This window comes from Stenotrophomonas sp. GW821-FHT01H02A, from assembly GCF_059422145.1.
Map to the genome: position 1 here is coordinate 368,825 of NZ_JBWKWI010000003.1, position 17,655 is coordinate 386,479.

General features: G+C 67.9%; 20 protein-coding genes. All 20 read right to left on the reverse strand.

Annotated elements, in window-relative coordinates; genetic code table 11:
• Positions 1–9: 9 nt before the first annotated feature.
• Positions 10–792, reverse strand: coding sequence for a flagellar type III secretion system pore protein FliP (gene fliP, locus AC07WC_RS07220; protein WP_495209395.1), 783 nt, complete (start codon positions 790–792; stop codon positions 10–12).
• Positions 793–794: 2 nt separating this feature from the next.
• Entirely contained in the window at positions 795–1,196 is a 402-nt protein-coding gene (gene fliO / locus AC07WC_RS07225) for a flagellar biosynthetic protein FliO (protein ID WP_495209396.1), read from the reverse strand.
• Positions 1,193–1,531 carry a flagellar motor switch protein FliN gene (gene fliN, locus AC07WC_RS07230; protein ID WP_088435053.1) on the reverse strand — a complete coding sequence of 113 codons (339 nt, stop codon included), beginning with the start codon at positions 1,529–1,531 and terminating at the stop codon, positions 1,193–1,195. Before fliN ends, fliO begins: the two co-directional genes overlap by 4 nt.
• Positions 1,528–2,535, reverse strand: a complete 1,008-nt coding sequence (fliM, locus tag AC07WC_RS07235; RefSeq protein ID WP_495209397.1) for a flagellar motor switch protein FliM — start codon at positions 2,533–2,535, stop codon at positions 1,528–1,530. Before fliM ends, fliN begins: the two co-directional genes overlap by 4 nt.
• Positions 2,536–2,543: 8 nt before the next feature.
• On the reverse strand, positions 2,544–3,062 hold the full coding sequence (locus AC07WC_RS07240; RefSeq protein WP_495209398.1) for a flagellar basal body-associated FliL family protein: 519 nt from the start codon (positions 3,060–3,062) through the stop codon (positions 2,544–2,546).
• Positions 3,063–3,178: 116 nt separating this feature from the next.
• Positions 3,179–4,342: a flagellar hook-length control protein FliK gene (locus tag AC07WC_RS07245; RefSeq protein WP_495209399.1), complete on the reverse strand. Its 1,164-nt coding sequence runs from the start codon at positions 4,340–4,342 to the stop codon at positions 3,179–3,181.
• Entirely contained in the window at positions 4,342–4,800 is a 459-nt protein-coding gene (fliJ, locus tag AC07WC_RS07250) for a flagellar export protein FliJ (RefSeq protein ID WP_495209400.1), read from the reverse strand. The genes AC07WC_RS07245 and fliJ overlap by 1 nt, the downstream gene beginning before the upstream one ends.
• A gap of 3 nt (positions 4,801–4,803) precedes the next feature.
• Entirely contained in the window at positions 4,804–6,183 is a 1,380-nt protein-coding gene (locus AC07WC_RS07255) for a FliI/YscN family ATPase (RefSeq protein WP_495209401.1), read from the reverse strand.
• Complete coding sequence (locus AC07WC_RS07260; RefSeq protein WP_088435059.1) at positions 6,180–6,815, reverse strand: FliH/SctL family protein; 636 nt, start codon at positions 6,813–6,815, stop codon at positions 6,180–6,182. Before AC07WC_RS07260 ends, AC07WC_RS07255 begins: the two co-directional genes overlap by 4 nt.
• On the reverse strand, positions 6,812–7,798 hold the full coding sequence (gene fliG / locus AC07WC_RS07265; RefSeq protein WP_088435112.1) for a flagellar motor switch protein FliG: 987 nt from the start codon (positions 7,796–7,798) through the stop codon (positions 6,812–6,814). Before fliG ends, AC07WC_RS07260 begins: the two co-directional genes overlap by 4 nt.
• A gap of 13 nt (positions 7,799–7,811) precedes the next feature.
• Positions 7,812–9,452 (reverse strand): flagellar basal-body MS-ring/collar protein FliF, encoded by a 1,641-nt coding sequence (fliF, locus tag AC07WC_RS07270; RefSeq protein WP_495209402.1) that lies wholly within the window; start codon positions 9,450–9,452, stop codon positions 7,812–7,814.
• Between the two features lie 12 nt (positions 9,453–9,464).
• Positions 9,465–9,827: a flagellar hook-basal body complex protein FliE gene (gene fliE, locus AC07WC_RS07275; RefSeq protein WP_495209403.1), complete on the reverse strand. Its 363-nt coding sequence runs from the start codon at positions 9,825–9,827 to the stop codon at positions 9,465–9,467.
• A 295-nt stretch (positions 9,828–10,122) separates the two neighbouring features.
• Complete coding sequence (locus tag AC07WC_RS07280; RefSeq protein WP_495209404.1) at positions 10,123–11,619, reverse strand: sigma-54 dependent transcriptional regulator; 1,497 nt, start codon at positions 11,617–11,619, stop codon at positions 10,123–10,125.
• Positions 11,616–11,993 (reverse strand): response regulator, encoded by a 378-nt coding sequence (locus tag AC07WC_RS07285; RefSeq protein ID WP_026070040.1) that lies wholly within the window; start codon positions 11,991–11,993, stop codon positions 11,616–11,618. Before AC07WC_RS07285 ends, AC07WC_RS07280 begins: the two co-directional genes overlap by 4 nt.
• 14 nt (positions 11,994–12,007) lie before the next feature.
• A complete protein-coding gene (gene rpoN, locus AC07WC_RS07290; RefSeq protein WP_495209405.1) occupies positions 12,008–13,417 on the reverse strand; it encodes an RNA polymerase factor sigma-54 in 1,410 nt (469 codons plus the stop codon).
• 263 nt (positions 13,418–13,680) lie between these two features.
• Positions 13,681–14,313, reverse strand: coding sequence for a response regulator (locus AC07WC_RS07295; protein ID WP_088435064.1), 633 nt, complete (start codon positions 14,311–14,313; stop codon positions 13,681–13,683).
• Positions 14,314–14,400: 87 nt separating this feature from the next.
• Positions 14,401–14,982, reverse strand: coding sequence for a PilZ domain-containing protein (locus AC07WC_RS07300; RefSeq protein WP_495209406.1), 582 nt, complete (start codon positions 14,980–14,982; stop codon positions 14,401–14,403).
• Entirely contained in the window at positions 14,979–15,275 is a 297-nt protein-coding gene (locus tag AC07WC_RS07305) for a hypothetical protein (RefSeq protein WP_495209407.1), read from the reverse strand. The genes AC07WC_RS07300 and AC07WC_RS07305 overlap by 4 nt, the downstream gene beginning before the upstream one ends.
• A complete protein-coding gene (gene fliS, locus AC07WC_RS07310) occupies positions 15,272–15,688 on the reverse strand; it encodes a flagellar export chaperone FliS (RefSeq protein ID WP_293978669.1) in 417 nt (138 codons plus the stop codon). Before fliS ends, AC07WC_RS07305 begins: the two co-directional genes overlap by 4 nt.
• A 128-nt stretch (positions 15,689–15,816) precedes the next feature.
• Complete coding sequence (gene fliD, locus AC07WC_RS07315; protein WP_495209408.1) at positions 15,817–17,199, reverse strand: flagellar filament capping protein FliD; 1,383 nt, start codon at positions 17,197–17,199, stop codon at positions 15,817–15,819.
• Between the last annotated feature and the right edge of the window lie 456 nt (positions 17,200–17,655).

The window sequence follows — 17,655 nt, forward strand, 5'->3', positions numbered from 1 at the left end:
GCGGGGCGGTCAGACCGCATTGAAACTGGCGGCCAAGGTGCCGACCACGAGAACCCAGCCGTCCACCAGCACGAACAACAGGATCTTGAACGGGGCGGAGACCAGCATCGGCGAGAGCATCATCATGCCCATCGACATCAGCACGCTGGCCACGACCAGATCGATGATCACGAACGGAATGAAGATCAGGAAGCCGATCTCGAAGGCGGTCTTCAGCTCGCTGGTGACGAACGAGGCGACCAGGATCGGGAACGGGATGGCATCCGGGCTGGAATACGTGCCGTGCCCGGCCATGCCGGCGAAGGTCATCAGGTCGGTTTCGCGGATCTGCGCCAGCATGAAGGCGCGCAGCGGCTGGGTGGTCAGGGTCCACGCGGTCTGGAAATCGATCTCGCCATTGAGGTACGGCGCCATGCCGCTGCCCCACGCCTTCTGCCACACAGGCAGCATCACCATCGCGGTCAGGAACAGGGCCAGGCCGAGCAGCACCTGGTTGGACGGCGTCTGCCCGGTGCCCAGTGCCTGGCGCAGCAGGCCGAGCACGATGATGATGCGGGTGAAGGCGGTCAGCACCAGCAGCATCGACGGGATCAGGGTGATCGCCGTCATCAGCAGCAACGTCTGCAGCGGCAGGCTGACCGGCTGGCCGCCGATCTTGCCGACATTCACGTCCGGCAGCGCCGGCACACCCGGCACGCCGGGCGCGGCCCAGGCCAGGGCCGGCAGCGCGCACAGCAGGACAGTCAGCAACAGGGGCAGGTAACGGGTCCAGGAGGTACGGCAGCCACGCATGTTCAGGGTTCCTTGCGCAGCCGCTGTTGCAGCAGCTGGGCGAAATTCGGGAGGTGTTTGAAATCGGGAAGGCGCGCCGGGGTCGGGGCCGGCAGCGGTTCGGGCAGCTGATGCAGCGTATTGATGCCGCCGGCGGTGACGCCCAGCAGCAGCTGGGTGCCATTGACCTCGACCACCACCACGCGCTCCTTGGCGCCGACGTTGAGGCTGGCGACCACGCGCAGCCCTTCGGCCGGGCGGAAGCCGCTGCCGGGCATGCGCTTGAGCAACCAGCCGAGGCCGACGATCAGCGCCAGTACGCCCAGCAATGCCAGCACCGCACCGAACATGCCCGGTGCGGCGGCGGCATGCTGGCCGACCTTGACGGTCGAGGCGCCGGCCGCGATCAGCAGCCCGGCACTCAACGCAGTCTCCGGATCCGTTCGCTCGGGCTGACCACGTCGGTCAGGCGCACGCCGAAGCGGTCGTTGATCACCACCACTTCGCCGTGGGCGATCAGGGTGCCGTTGACGAACACGTCCAGCGATTCGCCGGCACCGCGCTCCAGTTCCACCACCGAGCCCTGGTTGAGCTGCAGCAGGTTGCGGATCGGCAGGCGCGCGCGGCCAACTTCCAGCGACAGCGTCACCGGGACATCCAGGATCACATCCAGGTTGAGCTCGTCGCCGACGGTGGTGTCGTCGGACTGCAGCTGGGTGAACTGTGCCGGTGCCGGCTCGTTGGATTCGATATCGTTCATTGCGGGTCTTCCTGCAGTACGGGAACGCGCGGGCGGGTGCCCGGGGGATGGGTGGCGGTGATCTTCACCGCGTTGAAACCGTTGGCGACGCCGAACTCACCGGTGAACACCGGCACGTTCTCCACGCACACCGGCACCTGCTTGGGCAGCTCGATCGGCAACACGTCACCGATCTTCAGCTTGGTCAGGTCGCGCAGGCTCATGCGCTTGGTGGCCAGCACGCTGGACAGGGTGACTTCGGCGATGTTGAGCTGCTCGCGCAGCATCACGCCCCAGCTGGCGTCGCGGTCGTTGCGGTCGCTCTGGATGCCGGCGTCGAGCAGCTCGCGGATCGGCTCGAGCATCGAGTAGGGCAGGGTGACGTGGATGTCGCCGCCACCGCCATCGAGCTCGACGTGCAGGCGGCAGACCACCACGTACTCGCGCGGCGTCACGATGTTGGCGAAGTGCGGGTTGATCTCGGAGTTGATGTACTCCAGCTCCACGTCCATCACCGGCGCCCAGGCTTCCTGGAGGTCGGCGAAGGTCTGCTTGAGCAGCAGGTGGATCACGCGCATTTCGGTGGCGGTGAACTCGCGGCCTTCGATGCGGGTCGGGTAACGGCCGTCGCCACCGAAGAAGTTGTCCACGATCGCGAACACCAGCGTCGGCTCGAACACGATCAGCCCGGTGCCGCGCAGCGGCTTGAAGCGGATCAGGTTGAGGTTGGTCGGCACGTACAGCGAGTGCATGTAGTCATTGAACTTGATCAGCTCGATGCCGCGCACGGACAGTTCGGCCGAGCGGCGGATCAGGTTGAACAGGCCGATGCGCCACAGGCGCGCGAAGCGCTCGTTGACCATTTCCAGGGTCGGCATGCGACCGCGGATGATGCGGTCCTGGCTGGCGAAATCGTACGAGCGCGCCTCGCCGGGCGTGGGCGCATCGATGTCGGTCTCGACTGCACCGGAGTCCACGCCATGCAGCAGGGCATCGATCTCGTCCTGGGAAAGCAGGTCATTCATGGTCGCCCTTACTGGGTCACGAAACTGGTGAACAGCAATTCGTCGGCACCGGGCTTGCCGGTCTCGGCCTTGAGCAGTTTCTGCACTTCGGCCAGGGAGGTGGCCTGCAGGCGCTCCTTGCCGGCGCGGTCGGCGATGTCGGTCGGCTCGACCTGCGAGAACAGCATCAGCAGCTTGGCGCGGATGGCCGGCGCGTGGAGCTTGATCGCCTCCATCGCGGCCGGATCACGGCTCATCAGCTGCACTTCGACCTGCAGGTAGCGCGGGCCGTCGAAGCTGCTGTTGAGGTTGACCACGAACGGCGGCTCCAGCCCGAAGTACTGCGCCGGGGCGGGCACCGCGGATTTGCTGGCGGCCGGCTTGGCGGCCTTGTCGTCGTGCCTGGACTGGGTGAAGTACCAGACTCCGCCACCGGCGGCGCCAGCGGCGAGCACCGCGACCAGGGCGGTGACCAGGAGCGGACTGCGCGGCTTGGCGGTCTTGTCCTTGTCGGCGGATTTCTTGGTTTTATCGGCGGCTGCGGCCACGAGGGGAAGCTCCAGAGGATTGCTTCCTGCCTACATGCAAAGGCCGTGCCTGAATGCCGGAGAGGCGGTGTGTCGGGTTTCTGGCGGCGCGGCCGAGCCGGCGCCGCCGCGTGCCATCAGGCGTAAGCGTCGACCAGGCCGCGCTGGCGGATCAGCTGGGACGGCGACAGGGTGGCATCGGCCAGCGCCGGTTCTCCGTCGTCGCCGTTCATCCCGTTGCCGGCCTCACCACGTCCGCCATCCTGCGCGGTCTGCTGTTGGCCCACATCGGCATTGCCAAGCTGGAAGCCCTGTTCGCCGAGCAGGTCGCGCAGGCGCGGCAGGCTGCTCTCCAGTGCGTGGCGCACGTCGGCATGTGCGCTGGTGAAGGTCGCATGGACCTTGTCGCCATCCAGCTGCAGGCGCACCTCGATCGGGCCGAGGTCGTTCGGGGTGATCTTGATGTGGGCGTGCCCGATCTTCTGGTCCGCCAGCCAACCGACGCGGGCGCCGACGGCATCGTCGAAATCGTCACCGCCCAGGTGCGGGGTGGCGGTCGGCGAGCCGGTGAACAGGCTGGCGACCGCCGGCTTGGCCTCGGTCATGCCGTGCAGTGCGTGCAGCAACGGGGCGGCAGGTGCATCCGGGCCGTCGGCGGTTGCCGCGTCCATGGCATCCGCGAAGGTCTTGAGCAGCGCAGCGTCGTCGGCCGGGGCGGCCTCGATGGCCAGTGTCGGCAGTTCGATGGCGGCGTCGTCGGCCGGCATGGGGGACGCCAGCGCCGGTGCGGCACCGTCCGTGGCCGTCGCCGCCGTCGCCAGTGCGGGGAGAGCGGCGTTGGCGGGCGCTGCGGTTGCCGGCAGGGCCGGCAGGACCGGCAGGACCGGTGCAGGCGCCGGCAGCGGCAGTCCGTTCAATGCCAGGCCGGCCAGGCCCAGCGGCGGCCATGCGGCCTCCGTCTCGTCGGCCGGCTTGGCCGCCGGCTTCTCCGCGGTGGCCGGTGCCGCGGTGCTGGCATCGCCCGGCATCGCGTTGTCGCCGGCGGAGGAGGTGGCGGGCTTGGCAGGACGCGTCGTTGCGCCCTTGTCCTGGCCGGGGCCCGTGGTCGTCGGACTCTTGCCGGCGTCGCGGTTGCCGCCGGGCTTGCGCGGCGTGTCGCCTCGCGGTGCCTCGCTGCCCGGCTTGAGCAGTGCGTCAAAGTCCCGACGATCGCTGTTGCCGGTGCTGTCCGGACGCGGGCTGGCGGCCGTGCCGCCGGCGTTCTGTGCGGGTGCGGCGCCGCCAAGCAGGGCCGGGGGCATCACGGCGTGCCTCCGTTGTCGCCGTCTTCGCGCTGTGCCTGACGCGAGCGACGGGCGCCGAGGTCGTCCATTTCGCGCTGGTCGCGGCGGTCGGTGACCACTTTTTCCTGGGCCCGGTAACTGGCGGCCAGCTGCTCCAGCACCTGCTTGTCACGGCTGGCCAGCAGCAGGCGGGCGCGCTCGGCGTCGACCTTCTCGCGGTTGTTGTCCACGGTCTGCCGCTGCTGCGCGACCGCGCTGTCCAGCCGATCCAGGAACGCACGGCGGTTCATCAGCTGGGCCGGGCTGGTGGCCGACATCTGGGCGCCGGCGTATTCCTCGGCGTAGCGGCGCAGCTCATCCAGGCGCGACACATGCGTGTCGAGCGCGCGCTGGCGCTCGGCCAGGTCGCGGGCGACCTCGTCTTCGTGGTCCTGGGCTCGTTTCAGCAAGGGGTCGAAGCGCTTGGATTGGATCATGGCTTAAGTCTCTGGTTCCACCAGCCGCTTGAGGGCGGCCTGACTGTGCGGCAGGTCGGCGGCTTTGCCGACGTCCTGGCCGAGGAATTCAACAATGTCCGACCAGCGCTCCAGCGCCTCGTCGGTGGCCGGGTCGTTGCCGCGCTGATAGGCGCCGATCGCGATCAGGTCGCGGTTGGACGAGTACGCCGAGACCAGCCGCTTGAGCTTGCGGATGCGCAGGCGCCACGGTTCGTCGGCGATTTCCGTGACCACGCGGCTGACCGAGGATTCCACGTCGATGGCCGGGTACAGGCCACTGTCGGCGACCCGGCGCGAAAGCAGGATGTGGCCGTCGAGGATGGCGCGGGCGGCATCGGCGATCGGATCCTGCGGATCATCGCCTTCGGTCAGCACGGTGTAGAACGCGGTGATCGAGCCACGCCCCTTGGCGCCATTGCCGGCACGCTCGACCAGGGCGGGCAGCTTGGCGAACACCGACGGCGGGTAGCCGCGGGTGGTCGGCGGCTCACCGACCGACAGGCCGATCTCGCGCTGGGCCTGGGCGAAGCGGGTCAGCGAGTCCATCAGCAACAACACGTTCAAGCCCTGGTCGCGGAACCACTCGGCGATCGCGGTCGCACGGTAGGCACCGTGCAGGCGGGCCAGCGGCGGACGGTCGGCCGGACTGGCCACCACCACGGCGCGGCGCAGGCCTTCCTCGCCCAGCGTGCTTTCCACGAAATCGCGGACTTCGCGGCCACGTTCGCCGATCAGGCCGACCACGATGACGTCGGCGGCGGTGTAGCGGGTCATCATGCCCAGCAGCGTCGATTTGCCGACACCGGAGCCGGCGAACAGGCCGACACGCTGGCCACGGCCGATCGGCAGCAGGGCGTTGATCGCGCGCACGCCGACATCCAGTGGCTGGGTGATCGGCTCGCGTGCGAGCGGGTTGATCGAGACGCCGGCCATGCCGACCGTGCCTTCGGCGCGGATCGGACCCTTGCCGTCCAGCGGCACGCCGTCGCTGTCGATGACGCGGCCGAGCAGGCCTTCGCCCACTTCCACGCCGCCGCGGCCGAGCGAGGGCACCACCCGTGCGTTGGGCAGCAGGCCGTGCAGTTCGGCGCTGGGCATCAGGTAAGTGCGTTCACCGGCGAAGCCGACCACCTCCGCATCGACCCAGCCACCGTCGGCCACTTCGACCTTGCAGCTGGCGCCCATCGGTGCCTCGCAGCCAACGGCTTCCAGGGTCAGGCCGACCGCGCGGCGCAGCACGCCCTCGCGGATCAGGCCACGGCCGTGTGCGGTATCCGGACGGATGTTGTCCAGCCGCGAGGCCAGCCGCAGGTTGCGGGCGGCCGTCCAGTCGGCGGGCGGGGGCAGGGTATCGGTGTTCATGGGGTGGTTCCGGCTTTGCGGATGACCGCATCCAGGGCGCCGCGCAGGCGTGCGTCCAGGGTGCCGTCGATGCGCACGGCCTCGGCATGCACGCGCAGGTCGCCACGGCTCAGGCTCAGGTCCGGCGTGAGGCGCTGGTTCGGGGCCAGGTTGAGCACCGGGGCCAGCGCCGCGATGTCGTCCGGATGCAGGCGGACTTCCACATCGCGGCTTGCGCCACCGACGGCATCCACCGCCTCGTTGACCAGCTGCGCCAGCAGTTCCGGCTCGGCCTCATAGGCACGCCCGACCAGGTTGCCGGCCACGCGCACGGCAAGCTCGCCGAGCGCCGCGACCACTTCGTTCTCCAGCCGCACCAGCGGCCGGCTGAAGTTGTCCAGGATGCCTTCGATCTGCGCGATCAGGCGACGCACCTCGGCCTGGCCCTGGGCCAGCCCTTCAGCATGGCCCTGATCGAAACCGTCTTTCTCGGCACTGTCCTGGATCGCCTGGATTTCTTCCAGGGTCGGCAGCTGCAGCAGCGGTTCCGGCTCGTGCTCCGGATCCGGCTCGGTGAGTTCGAACTGTTCTTCCGGCGGCGGCTCGGGCACCGCCAGCAGGTCCGGGGCAAGCCAGCGCACGGCGTTGTTCACAGCATGGCCTCCGCGTTGCCACCAATGGTGACGGTGCCTTCATCGGCCATGCGCTTGACGATGGCCAGGATCTCGCGCTGCGCGACTTCCACATCGGACAGGCGCACCGGACCGCGGGCTTCCATGTCTTCCAGCAGGATTTCCGCGGCGCGCTGGGACATGTTGCGGGTGATCTTGTCGCGCACCTTGATGTCGGCGCCACGCAGGGCAAGGCCGAGGCGCTCGCCGCTGACCTCGCGCAGCACCAGCTGCAGTTCGCGGTCGTCCAGATCGACCAGGTCGTCGAACACGAACATCAGGTCCTGGATGCGGCCGCTCAGTGGTGCATCGATGCGGGCGATTTCGCCCAGGATCGCCTGGTCCTGGCCACTGTCCATGAAGTTCAGGATGTTGGCCGCGCACTGCACGCCGCCGATGTTGGAAGACTTCAGGTTCTGGTTGCCGGCGAACTGGCGCTCCATGATCTCGTTGAGTTCATTGAGGGCGTTCGGCGGAATGCCGTCCAGCGTGGCGATGCGCAGCAGCACGTCGACCCGGGTACGTTCGGGCAGCAGCTTGAGCGCATCGGCGGCCTGGTCGGTTTCCAGGTGGGCCATCACGATCGCGATGATCTGCGGGTGTTCGTTGCGGACCAGGTCGGCCACGGCACGCGGATCCATCCACTTCAACGCATCCAGGCCGGTGGTGTTGCGGCCGAGCAGGATGCGGTCGATCAGGTTGCCGGCCTTCTCGCTGCCCAGCGCCTGCACCAGCATGTTGCGGATGTAGTCGTCCGAGCCAACGCCCAGCGAGGTCTTGGAGCCCAGCTCGCTGCCGAACTGGTCCATGACCCGCTCGACCTGCTCGCGGGTGATGTCGGTCATGGTCGCCATGGCGATGCCGATCTTCTGGACTTCCTTGGGCTCCATGTGGCGCAGCACTTCGGCGGCATCCAGTTCGCCCAGCGAGAGCAGCAGGACGGCAGCGCGCTGCACGCCGGTCAGCGGTGGAGGTGCATCAATCATTGGCCACCCACCCCTTGACCACCTGGGCCACGCGCTTGGAATCGGTCTTTACAGCTTCACGCGCCATGCGCAGTCGTTCCTCGTAAGAGTCCACCGGCAATGCCAGCGGTTCATGTCCGGCCGCGTGCAGGCGTTCGCTGCCGATCGCGGGCAGGCCTTCGCCGTCGTCGACCAGCTGCACGTCGGCACTGTGGGGTTCCAGTTCGTCGTCGTTCGGCTTGGTCTGGCCGGTGATCGAGCGCAGCGCCGGGCGCAGCACACCGAACACCAGGGCCAGCACCACGATCGCGCCGAGCAGCAGGCGCAGTGCGTCCTGCACCTGCGGCAGCTCCCACCACTTCGGTCCTTCGACCGGGGTGACCTCGCGGACGAACGGGGCATTCATCACCGAAACGGTGTCGCCACGCTCGGCATCGAAGCCGACCGCCTGCTTCACCAGCGCCTCCACGCGGGTCAGTTCGGCCGCGGAAAGGGCCTGGTCGGCCATCTTGCCGTTGGCACCGGCGCGCGGCACGTTGTCCACCAGCACCGCCACCGACACGCGCTTGATGCGGCCGGCCGGCTGGCGGGTGTGCTGCAGGGTGCGGTCCAGCTCGTAGTTGCGGGTCGCGTTCTTGGAGGTCTCGGTCGGTGCCTGCGCGGTCGCCGGGGCGGCGGCCGGGCCGGGCGGGGTATTGCTGGTCGCACCGGGCACGCCCTGGGGGCCGGGCACGTTGCTGCTGTTCTCGCTCATCTGCTCGCTGCGCAGCTTCTGCGGCTCGCCGTTGTAGAGCTCACGGGCTTCCTCGATCACCGAGAAATCCATGTCCACGCTGACTTCCGGGTTGACCCGGCCGGGGCCGGTCATCGGCTCGAGCAGTTCGCGGATGCGCTGGTTGAACGAGGTTTCCTGGCGGCGCACCTGCTCGAACTGCGCGGCATTCAGGGCGGCCTCGCTGTTCGGGTCGGAGACGCTGAGCATGCGCCCGCTCTGGTCGACCACGGTCACGCGCTCGGGTGCCAGATCCGGGATGCTGGCGGCGACCATGTGCACGATCGCATCGATCTGGCCGCGTTCGAGCTGCTGGCCACCGCGCAGTTCCAGCACCACCGAGGCGCTGGCCACGTCACGCTGGCGGGTGAACGCGCTGGGCTTGGGGATGGCCAGGTGCACGCGTGAATCGCGGACCGGGCGCAGCGTGTTGATGGTGCGCGACAGCTCGGTTTCCAGCGAGTGCTGGTAGCGGGCGTTCTCCATGAACTGGCTGACGCCGAAGCCGGGGTCACGCTCCATCAGTTCGAAACCGAGCCTGCCGCTGTCGGTCAGGCCCGAGCCGGCCAGCTTGAGGCGGGCATCGTGCAGGTTCTTTTCCGGCACGGTGATGCCACCGGTGGCCTGGTCAAGCTGGAATGGGATCTGTGCCGCGCGCAGCAGGTCGGTGGCCTCGGCCGTGGCCTTCTGGTCCAGCCCGGTGTACAGCGGCACCATGCCCGGCTTCTGTGACCAGAAGAACACGAACAGGCCTGCCGCCACGGCCACGGCGATCATCGCCATCAGGCCAAGCCGACGGGTGATCTGCAGGCTTTGCAGCCGGTCGAACCACTGCCCAGCCTTTTCGGTGTTCAGCGATTCTTTGGAGAGCGACAGGGCCATGCGTTTCTATCCTTACAGCGGCATGTTCATCACGTCCTGGTAAGCCTGGACGAGACGGTTGCGGACTTCCACGGTGGCGCGGAAGGCGATCTGGGACTGCTGCGAGGCGACCATGACCTTGGCAAGGTCCGCACCGGGTTCACCCAGTTCGAAGGACTTGGCCAGGGCGCCGGACGTCTGCTGTGCATCGTTGACGCTGGCGATGGCGCCGCGCAGCGTTTCGGTGAAGCTGGGGCCCTGGATCTCCTGGGGCGACACCAGGCCCTGGATGGCATTGCTGCGCGGCGCCTCCGTCAGCGGACTGACGGCGGACTGCCCCATCTGGGTCTGGAAGGTGCGGATCTGAGAAAGGATCGAGGTGACGGAGTGCGACATCTGGAACGTTCCGAAGCAGGGGTGGGTTACACCGGGAGACGTTGCAAGTGGCGTGCCGAAACAGATGAGTGGTTCAGTTTTGTAGCGGTGGCGGGGGTTTGCGTATTCAGCGGGGCGTGGGCGCGCGGCGGCCGCGTGCGGGCGGTGCGGCTACGTGACCCCGTGGCGGTGTGACGGTGGCGTGCCGGAGAGTCGACGCCGGAAAACCGGCGGAGGGCGCGCGACGCTGCGTGGGAGCAGAACCACAAAAAAGCCCGGGACATGCCCGGGCTTCAACGTTCCACCGGTCAATCGCTCAGCCGGCCAGTTCGGTCTGGTCGCGTTCGATGCCGTACTTGCGCAGCTTCTCCACCAGGGTGGTGCGGCGCAGGCCGAGCAGCTGGGCGGCGTGGGCGACGACGCCCTGGGTGCGCTCCAGCGCTTCGTTGATCAGGTTCAACTCGATGTTGGCCATGTGGTTGCGCAGGTCCAGGCCATCGTCGGGCAGGGCCGGGGCGCGGGTGACCGGGCCGATGCCGTTGTCCGGCGCCGGGGTGCCCTGGGCACCCGGGGTGTGGAAGGAGAAGCTGCGCAGGTCCAGGCGCTCGTCGGCCACCGCAGCCGCTGCGGCCACGGCGGCCGGCGCAGCGGCGGCGAAGTCGCCGCGGTACCGGGCCGGCAGGTCCTGCACGCGCACGTTGCCGCTGGGGTGCAGCACGGCCAGGCGTTCGACCAGGTTGGTCAGCTCGCGCACATTGCCCGGCCATTCGTAGGCGGCCAGCGCCTGCAGTGCTTCGCCGGTGAAACGCACTTCGCCACGCCCGGTGCGGGCCAGCTGGCCGGCAATGGTGGTGACCAGCGCAGGCAGGTCTTCGCTGCGCTCGCGCAGGGCCGGCACGTCGATCGGAAACACGTTGAGGCGATAGAACAGATCCTCGCGGAACTTGCCGTCGGCGATGCGCGACTCCAGGTCGCGGTGGGTCGCGGCGATCACGCGCACGTTGCAGCGGATGGTCTGGTTGCCGCCGACACGCTCGAAACTGCGTTCCTGCAGCACACGCAGCAGCTTGACCTGCATCGGCAGGCTCATGTCGCCGATTTCGTCCAGCAGCAGGGTGCCGCCTTCGGCCATCTCGAAACGGCCCTTGCGCGCGCTCAGTGCGCCGGTGAAGGCGCCCTTCTCGTGGCCGAACAGCTCGCTTTCCAGCAGATCCGGCGGAATCGCGCCGCAGTTGATCGCCACGAACGGCCCATCGCGACGCGGCGAGCGCTGGTGGATCGAACGCGAGACCACTTCCTTGCCGGTGCCCGATTCACCCAGCACCAGCACGGTGGTATCGAACGCGGCAACCTGCTCGATCATGCGGCGCAGCTGGGTGACCGCCGGGCCTTCGCCGGTCGGACCCTGCTCCTGCACGGCGCCGGCCTGGTGTTCGGCATCCAGGCGCTTGAGGCTGGCACGGCGCAGCAGGCCTTCCATCTGCGCATGGCGGAGCGGGGCTTCCAGCGGCCACACATTGGCTTCGTGCAGGCCGTACTGCTGGGCGAAGGCGGTGGTGTCGCCATCGATCAACATCACCGGCGGCGGCAGTGCGCCTTTACCGAGCCAGGCAAACAGCGCATCACTGCGCTCGGAGCCGTCCAGGCCGCCGATGATCGCCGCCATCCAGTCGTTCGGGCGGTGGCGGCTGATGTCGAAATCGCTGGCGTCGGCCACCCAGCGCGGGTTGAAGTCCATGAACTCCAGCAGGGCGACGGTGCGCTCGGCGCGGACGGCGTCGTTGTCCAGTACCAGGATGCGGGATTCGCTCATGATCCGTTCCCCTTCAGGCCTTCCAGGATCGGCATCACTTCCTGGATGTAGGACAGCTTGCTGACGAAGTTGTCGGCACCGGCGCGCAGGGCATGCTCGCGGTGTTCGGCGTCGTCGAAGTGGCTGGCGATGACGATGTACGGCGCGTCATCCTGCGATTTGATCAAGCGGGTGGCCTGCAGCCCGCCCATCTCCGGCATCGCCAGGTCCATCAGCACCACCTTCGGGCGCAGCGACTCGGAGCGTTCGATCGCTTCCAGGCCATTGGCGGCGCTGCCGATCACATCGAGCCAGTCGACCTTGCGGAAGTGGCGCATGGCGGCGTTGATGAAACCTTCGTGGTCGTCGACCAGCAGGACGGTGAGCTTGTTCATGTCTTCCATTTCCTTCAGCCCACCCGGGCCAGATGCGAGGTGCCGGCATGGCTGCGGCGGCGTTCGCGCGCCGGAGCGATGTCCAGTTGTTCGCGGTATTTTGCAACGGTACGGCGGGCGATGTTCACCCCCTGGCGCGAGAGCAGGCCGGCGATCGCTTCATCGGCGAGTGGGCGCGCGGCCGGCTCGGATTCGATCAGGCGGCGCACCATGGCCTTGACCGCCTGCCCGGAGACGCTGGCGCCTTCCAGGCGCACGGCGAAGAAGTGCTTCAGTTCCAGCGTGCCGCGCGGGGTCTGCAGGTACTTGCCGGTGGTGATGCGCGAGACGGTGGATTCGTGCATGCCGATTTCGTCGGCCACTTCCTTCAGGGTGAGCGGCGCCATCGCTTCTTCGCCACGGGTCAGGAAGCCGGACTGGCGCTCGATGATCACCCGTGCGGTGCGCAGCAGGGTGTCGTATCGCATCGACAGGCCACGGGTCAGCCAGCGCGCTTCCTGCAGCATGTCGCGCAGCGGTTGGGCGGCGTCGCTGGTCTCGGCCAGGGCCTGCTCGTAATGCGGGTTGATGCTGAGGCGGCGGCTGGTGGCCGGGTTGAGCGCGACGCGCCACTGGCCATCGGCATGCCAGGCCACCACGTCCGGGATCACCACGCCGTTGCTGTCCGGCAGCAGGCTCTCGCCCGGGCGCGGCTGCAGCGACAGGATCAAACGCACCGCTTCATGGATGTCGGCGACTTCGGCGTCCAGCTCCCGGGCCAGCGCCGGATAGTCATGGGCGGCCAGCGCGACCAGGCCCTCGTCCAGCACACGCTGGGCCAGGTGGCGGGCCGGCACGCGGCCGGGCAGGGCGCGCAACTGCACGCTCAGGCATTCGTGCAGGTCCTGCGCGGCCAAGCCGACCGGATCGCCGTGCAGGATCTGCTGGCGGACTGCTTCCACACCGGCAGCGTCCACGTCGCAGCGCGCACTGGCGAGCAGGGTCAGCTGCGCGAGCGGTGCATCCAGGTAGCCGGCGTCGTCGCAATGCTCCAGCCAGAAGCCGGCCACGGCCAGTTCGCGGGCATCCAGTTCCAGCGCCAGGCGCTGCAGGGCGCGCAGCTGCGGATCGGAGGACTCACCGGCCGCCACCCGCTGCATGCGGTCGTCATCGCCGTCCTGCCAACCGGCACCGGCCACATCCCACAGGGTGCTTTCCGGCAGTTCGTCGAACGCAGCCACTTCCTGCGTGGTGCTGGCCAGGTCGGTCTCGGCGGCGACCGGCTCCGGTGCCTCTTCCAGCTCCAGCAGCGGGTTGGTCTCCAGCGCACGGCGGATTTCCAGTTCCAGCTGCATGCCGTCCAGCTGCAACAGGCGGATGGACTGCAGGAGCTGCGGCGTGAGGTGAAGCTGCTGACCCATCTGGGTCGACATGGAGGCTTTCAAGGTGGTTCCCCGTTCGCACCGACTCCCCGGTGCGTTATGGAACACATCTTGCTTGTGTTCCGGTACGCCGGGAATCAGGGGGTTCCTGAGTCGGGTCGTCAAATGCCTGACAGCATGTAGGGAGAACCCCTACATCAGCGCGGTATTTTGACGGGTGTTCGCCACGGGACCTTGTCGTTACGTTGCTGCTCGACCGATCGGGCTTCAAGAATCCGTCGCCGCAGGCGTCGGGGAGGTCGCGGGTGCCGGAGAACCGGCGCGCATCACTCCAGTTCGTGCTGGTGGCGGGCGGCGAGCAGCACCAGGTCATTGGCACGGCGGCAGCCCAGCGACTCCATCATCCGGGCGCGGTGGGTCTCCACCGTCTTGACGCTGATGCCGAGGTCCGCGGCGATTTCCTTGTTGCTCTCGCCTTTGCCGATCTGGCGCAGGATCTCGCGCTGGCGCGGCGACAGGGCGGCCACGCCAACCGGCTTTTCCTTGCCCAGCATCGGGGCCAGCATCTTGGCCGAGATCTGCGGGCTCAGGAACACCTGGCCGGCATGGGCGGCGCGCAGCGCCAGTTCCAGCTCCTGCGGGGCAGCGTCCTTGACCACGAAGCCCACCGCGCCCCGGTCCAGCGCATCGCGCACGTGCACGGCATCGTCGTGCATGGTCATCATCACCACGCGCGAGCCGGGCGTACGCAGCAGGATGTCGCTCAGGGCTTCCAGGCCGGTACGGCCGGGCAGGGACAGGTCCATCAGCACGACGTCCGGGGAATGCTGCACGCTCAGTTGCAGCGCCTGTTCGGCGTTGCTGGCCTCGGCGATGACCTCGACGTCGGCAAAGCCCTGCAGCAGGCGGCTGAGGCCGGCACGGACCAGGGTGTGATCATCGACGATGAGAACGCGCACAGGCTGCTAGGGGAGCGGGGAGGTCGTCACCTTAACGGAGTGAAGGCCCAGCGCCAAGCCGAATGCGTCACAGTCGGCGCCTTGCGGTCAGCGCAGCCGGCGTGCTTCGGCGATCTGGCGGCGGTGCAGTCGGAACAGATGTCGCTCCAGCGCCATCTCCAGCGCGTCGCTGAGGCCTTCGAAGCGCAGCCACAGGTAGTGCGCGCCCGAGCCATTGGCGGCTTCGGCCACGATCACCACGGGCAGGTCGATATGGTCGGGCAACCAGTCGCAGGGCTGCAGGCGGATCACGCCCATGCTGCCGGGCGCGGCGCCACTGCGCGATCCCTGTTCCAGGCGGATGCCGCGGCGGGACCAGCGCAGGGGGCGCAGCGGCAGATCCTGGGTGCTCTGCCGGACCAGGCGGCCCAGCAGCACCATCACCAGGTCGAGCTTGGCCTCCAGTCGCTGCACCTGCAGGGTGGCCTCGCTGCGATCGTCATGGCCGTCATCGCTGCGCGCATCTTCGACCAGGGCCACGCTGCGCAGCAGCGTCTCGGCGGTGCCGGGGCGGATCACCGCGCTGCCGATCCGGAACTCGGCCGGCAGCGCCACTTCGCAGCTCAACGTCTCATCGAACAGCTCGCTTTCGGCCGGGTGATGGATGGCGCTGGTGCGAAGGTCGGTCATGAGAGGGATTCTGCCGTCAGGTACGCCTGTGCGGCGCGAAGGGACTGGTGGCCATTGTGGATGTGGCGGCTGGCGTCTTCGCGCTGGCGCATCATGAACAGCATGATGCGCTGCTGGCGCGCCTGCAGCGAAGACAGGCCCGGCACATCGAACAGCGCCGACGGACCGGCCAGGTAATCGCGCTGGGCGGCGTCGAGCGCATCCAGCTGCAGGCCCGCTTCGTCGAAGTTCTCGTCATGCAGCGCCGTCTCCAGCGCATCGAGCCGTGCGTTCAGCGCGCCCAGCGAGGTCACGGCGCGACCTGCGCGGTCTGGCGCTGCTGCTGCGGGATGGCATTCCAGGCCGAATCGATCTCGCCCAGCAGCTCGAGCGCTTCGGTCAACGCGGCCGGGTCGTTGTGCAGGTTGGCTTCGGTGAGCCGGTGCATCACGTAGTCGTACAGCGAGGACAGGTTGCCGGCGATCTCGCCGCCCGCCTCATGGTCCAGCGAACCGTTGAGGTGGCCGACGATCGCGCAGACCTCGCCGATCGCCTTGCCTTTGCGTGCCTGGTCGCCACGTTCCAGGCAGGCCAGGGCGAGCCGAAGGCGTTCGCAGGCACCGGCCAGCAGCAATGCCACCAGCTTGTGCGGATCGGCATCGGTGACCGAACTCTGCACGCCGACCTTGCGGTACTGCTCGGTGAATTGACGGTTGGAACCGTACATCAATCATGTCTCCTTCATGCGGGGCCGCGAGGTTCGCGACATCGTCGGCACCGGGTGGAGCCTGCGGGGTGTCCTGCCAGTGGTATCGGCCGCGGACCGGCCCAACTTGAGTCCGCGGCCGACACCCATCAACCACTGAGCTGGGAGAGCTGCGTGGTCAGGCTGGACATGGTCTGGCTCATCTTGCTCATCAGCGCATCGAGCGCGAGGAACTGCTTTTTGTAACGCTCGGACACGCCTTCCATGCGGACATCCAGCGCCTTGCGGCGCTTGTCGATGTCGGTCAGCGTGTTGTTGATGCTCTTGGTGCGCGAGACGAACGCACCTTCCTTGCCGACGGTGGTGCTGACGTAACCGTCCACCATCGCAAACAGCTTGGCCGCGGCACCGTCATCGCCGGTGAAGGCCTCACGCACCGCGCCCCCCTGGTTGACCAGGGCGGCATCGAACTTGGCGGTATCCAGCACCAGGCTGCCGTCGGCGTTGGGGTAGGCGCGGGTCTGCAGACCGATCTTCTTCGGGTCCAGGCCGGCGGCCGAGAGGTCCTTGAGGATGCCGCCCATCATGCTGCGCAGCTGGCTGGAGGCCCCGCGCATCTGCGCATCGCCGGTCAGCGAGGACGGCTCCTTGTTCTCGATGTCGTACTTGGTCGCGGTGTTGATCGCCGCGATCGCGCCGTTGTACGCGGTCACGAAGTCCTGCATCACCTTGCGCGCGGCGGCGACGTCGGTGGTGATGGTGACGGTGCTTTCGCCGATCTTCTTCAGGTTGAGGGTCAGCCCGGGAACGACGTCGGTGACGGTGTTCTCGCTGCTGATGACTTCCACGCCGTCGATCAGCAACCTGGCGTCCGCGGCCGGCGTGCGTTCCGACAGGCTGTTGGCCAGGGCGGCGAGCTTGGTGTTGGACGGGTCGGCGCTGAGCTTGATCGCATTGGCGGTACCGGACTTCTCCTGCGAGATCGACAGGTACTGGTTGTCACCGGAGGAGATCAGCGTGGCCTGCACGCCCGAGGAGCGGCCGGCCTTCTCGATCTTGGTGCGGATCGAACTGAGCGTGTCGTCCGCCGCAACGTCGATGTTCAACGTCTTCTGCTTGTCGCCGACGCCCACGGTGAGCGTCAGGGTCCCGGCGCCGAAGGTGTCGGTTTTCGGCAGCGAGGTGTCCGCGATCCACTTGTTCGCGGTGGCCAGTTCCTTCACGTCGATGGCGTGGGAGCCGGCAGCGGCCGCGTTGGTGCCGCTGACCGTCAAGATGTCGTCGGTACCCGGCTTGCTGGCCGTGAACGTGCGGGCGTCGAACGCCGTGTTGGCCTTCAGCGCTTTCAGCGCCGTGTTCAGCGTATCGAACGCGGATTTGACCGTGCCGATCGCCGAGAGCTGCATCTTGGCCTTGGACTGCTGCAGGTTCAGTGCGTTGTCCGCCGGCTTGCGATCCGCTGCCACCAGGCTGCTGACCATGCCGGAAATATCCAGCCCTGAACCGATGCCGCCGTAACCGAAGTCCGCCACGTTGTATCTCCTGTCTGTTGCCGCTGCAGTGAAGTCGCAGGGCGTTGCCGTCAACGAAAGTAGCGGCCGTAGCCGCCGGGTCTTTAGAACCACGTTGATGCAGGAGTTGTGCCAGCCAGGGCAGCGGCGGGTTTGGCACGCCGGTTGCAGGAGCCCTGGGGCAGGGGCGGCGGTCCGCGCCCTTGATAGGTCGTCTGTAAAAAACCCTCCTCCAATGCAGAGGAGGGGTCAGGCTACTGAAAAGCGGGGGGAGACGAAGCCACCCGGGGTGTTCAGTCAAACAAACAGCGCTGATAACAGTTCTGCCGCAGGGGCGGGCCATGGCCACGATGGTGTGGCGACCGGGAGAGAGTCCGGACCCATGGCCATGGCCCGTTCCTGCGCGTGCTTTGCGATGCCTCGGGTTGCCCGCGCCGCCGGCCGAAGCCGGCGGCGGGGACGATGCAGGCGTGGATC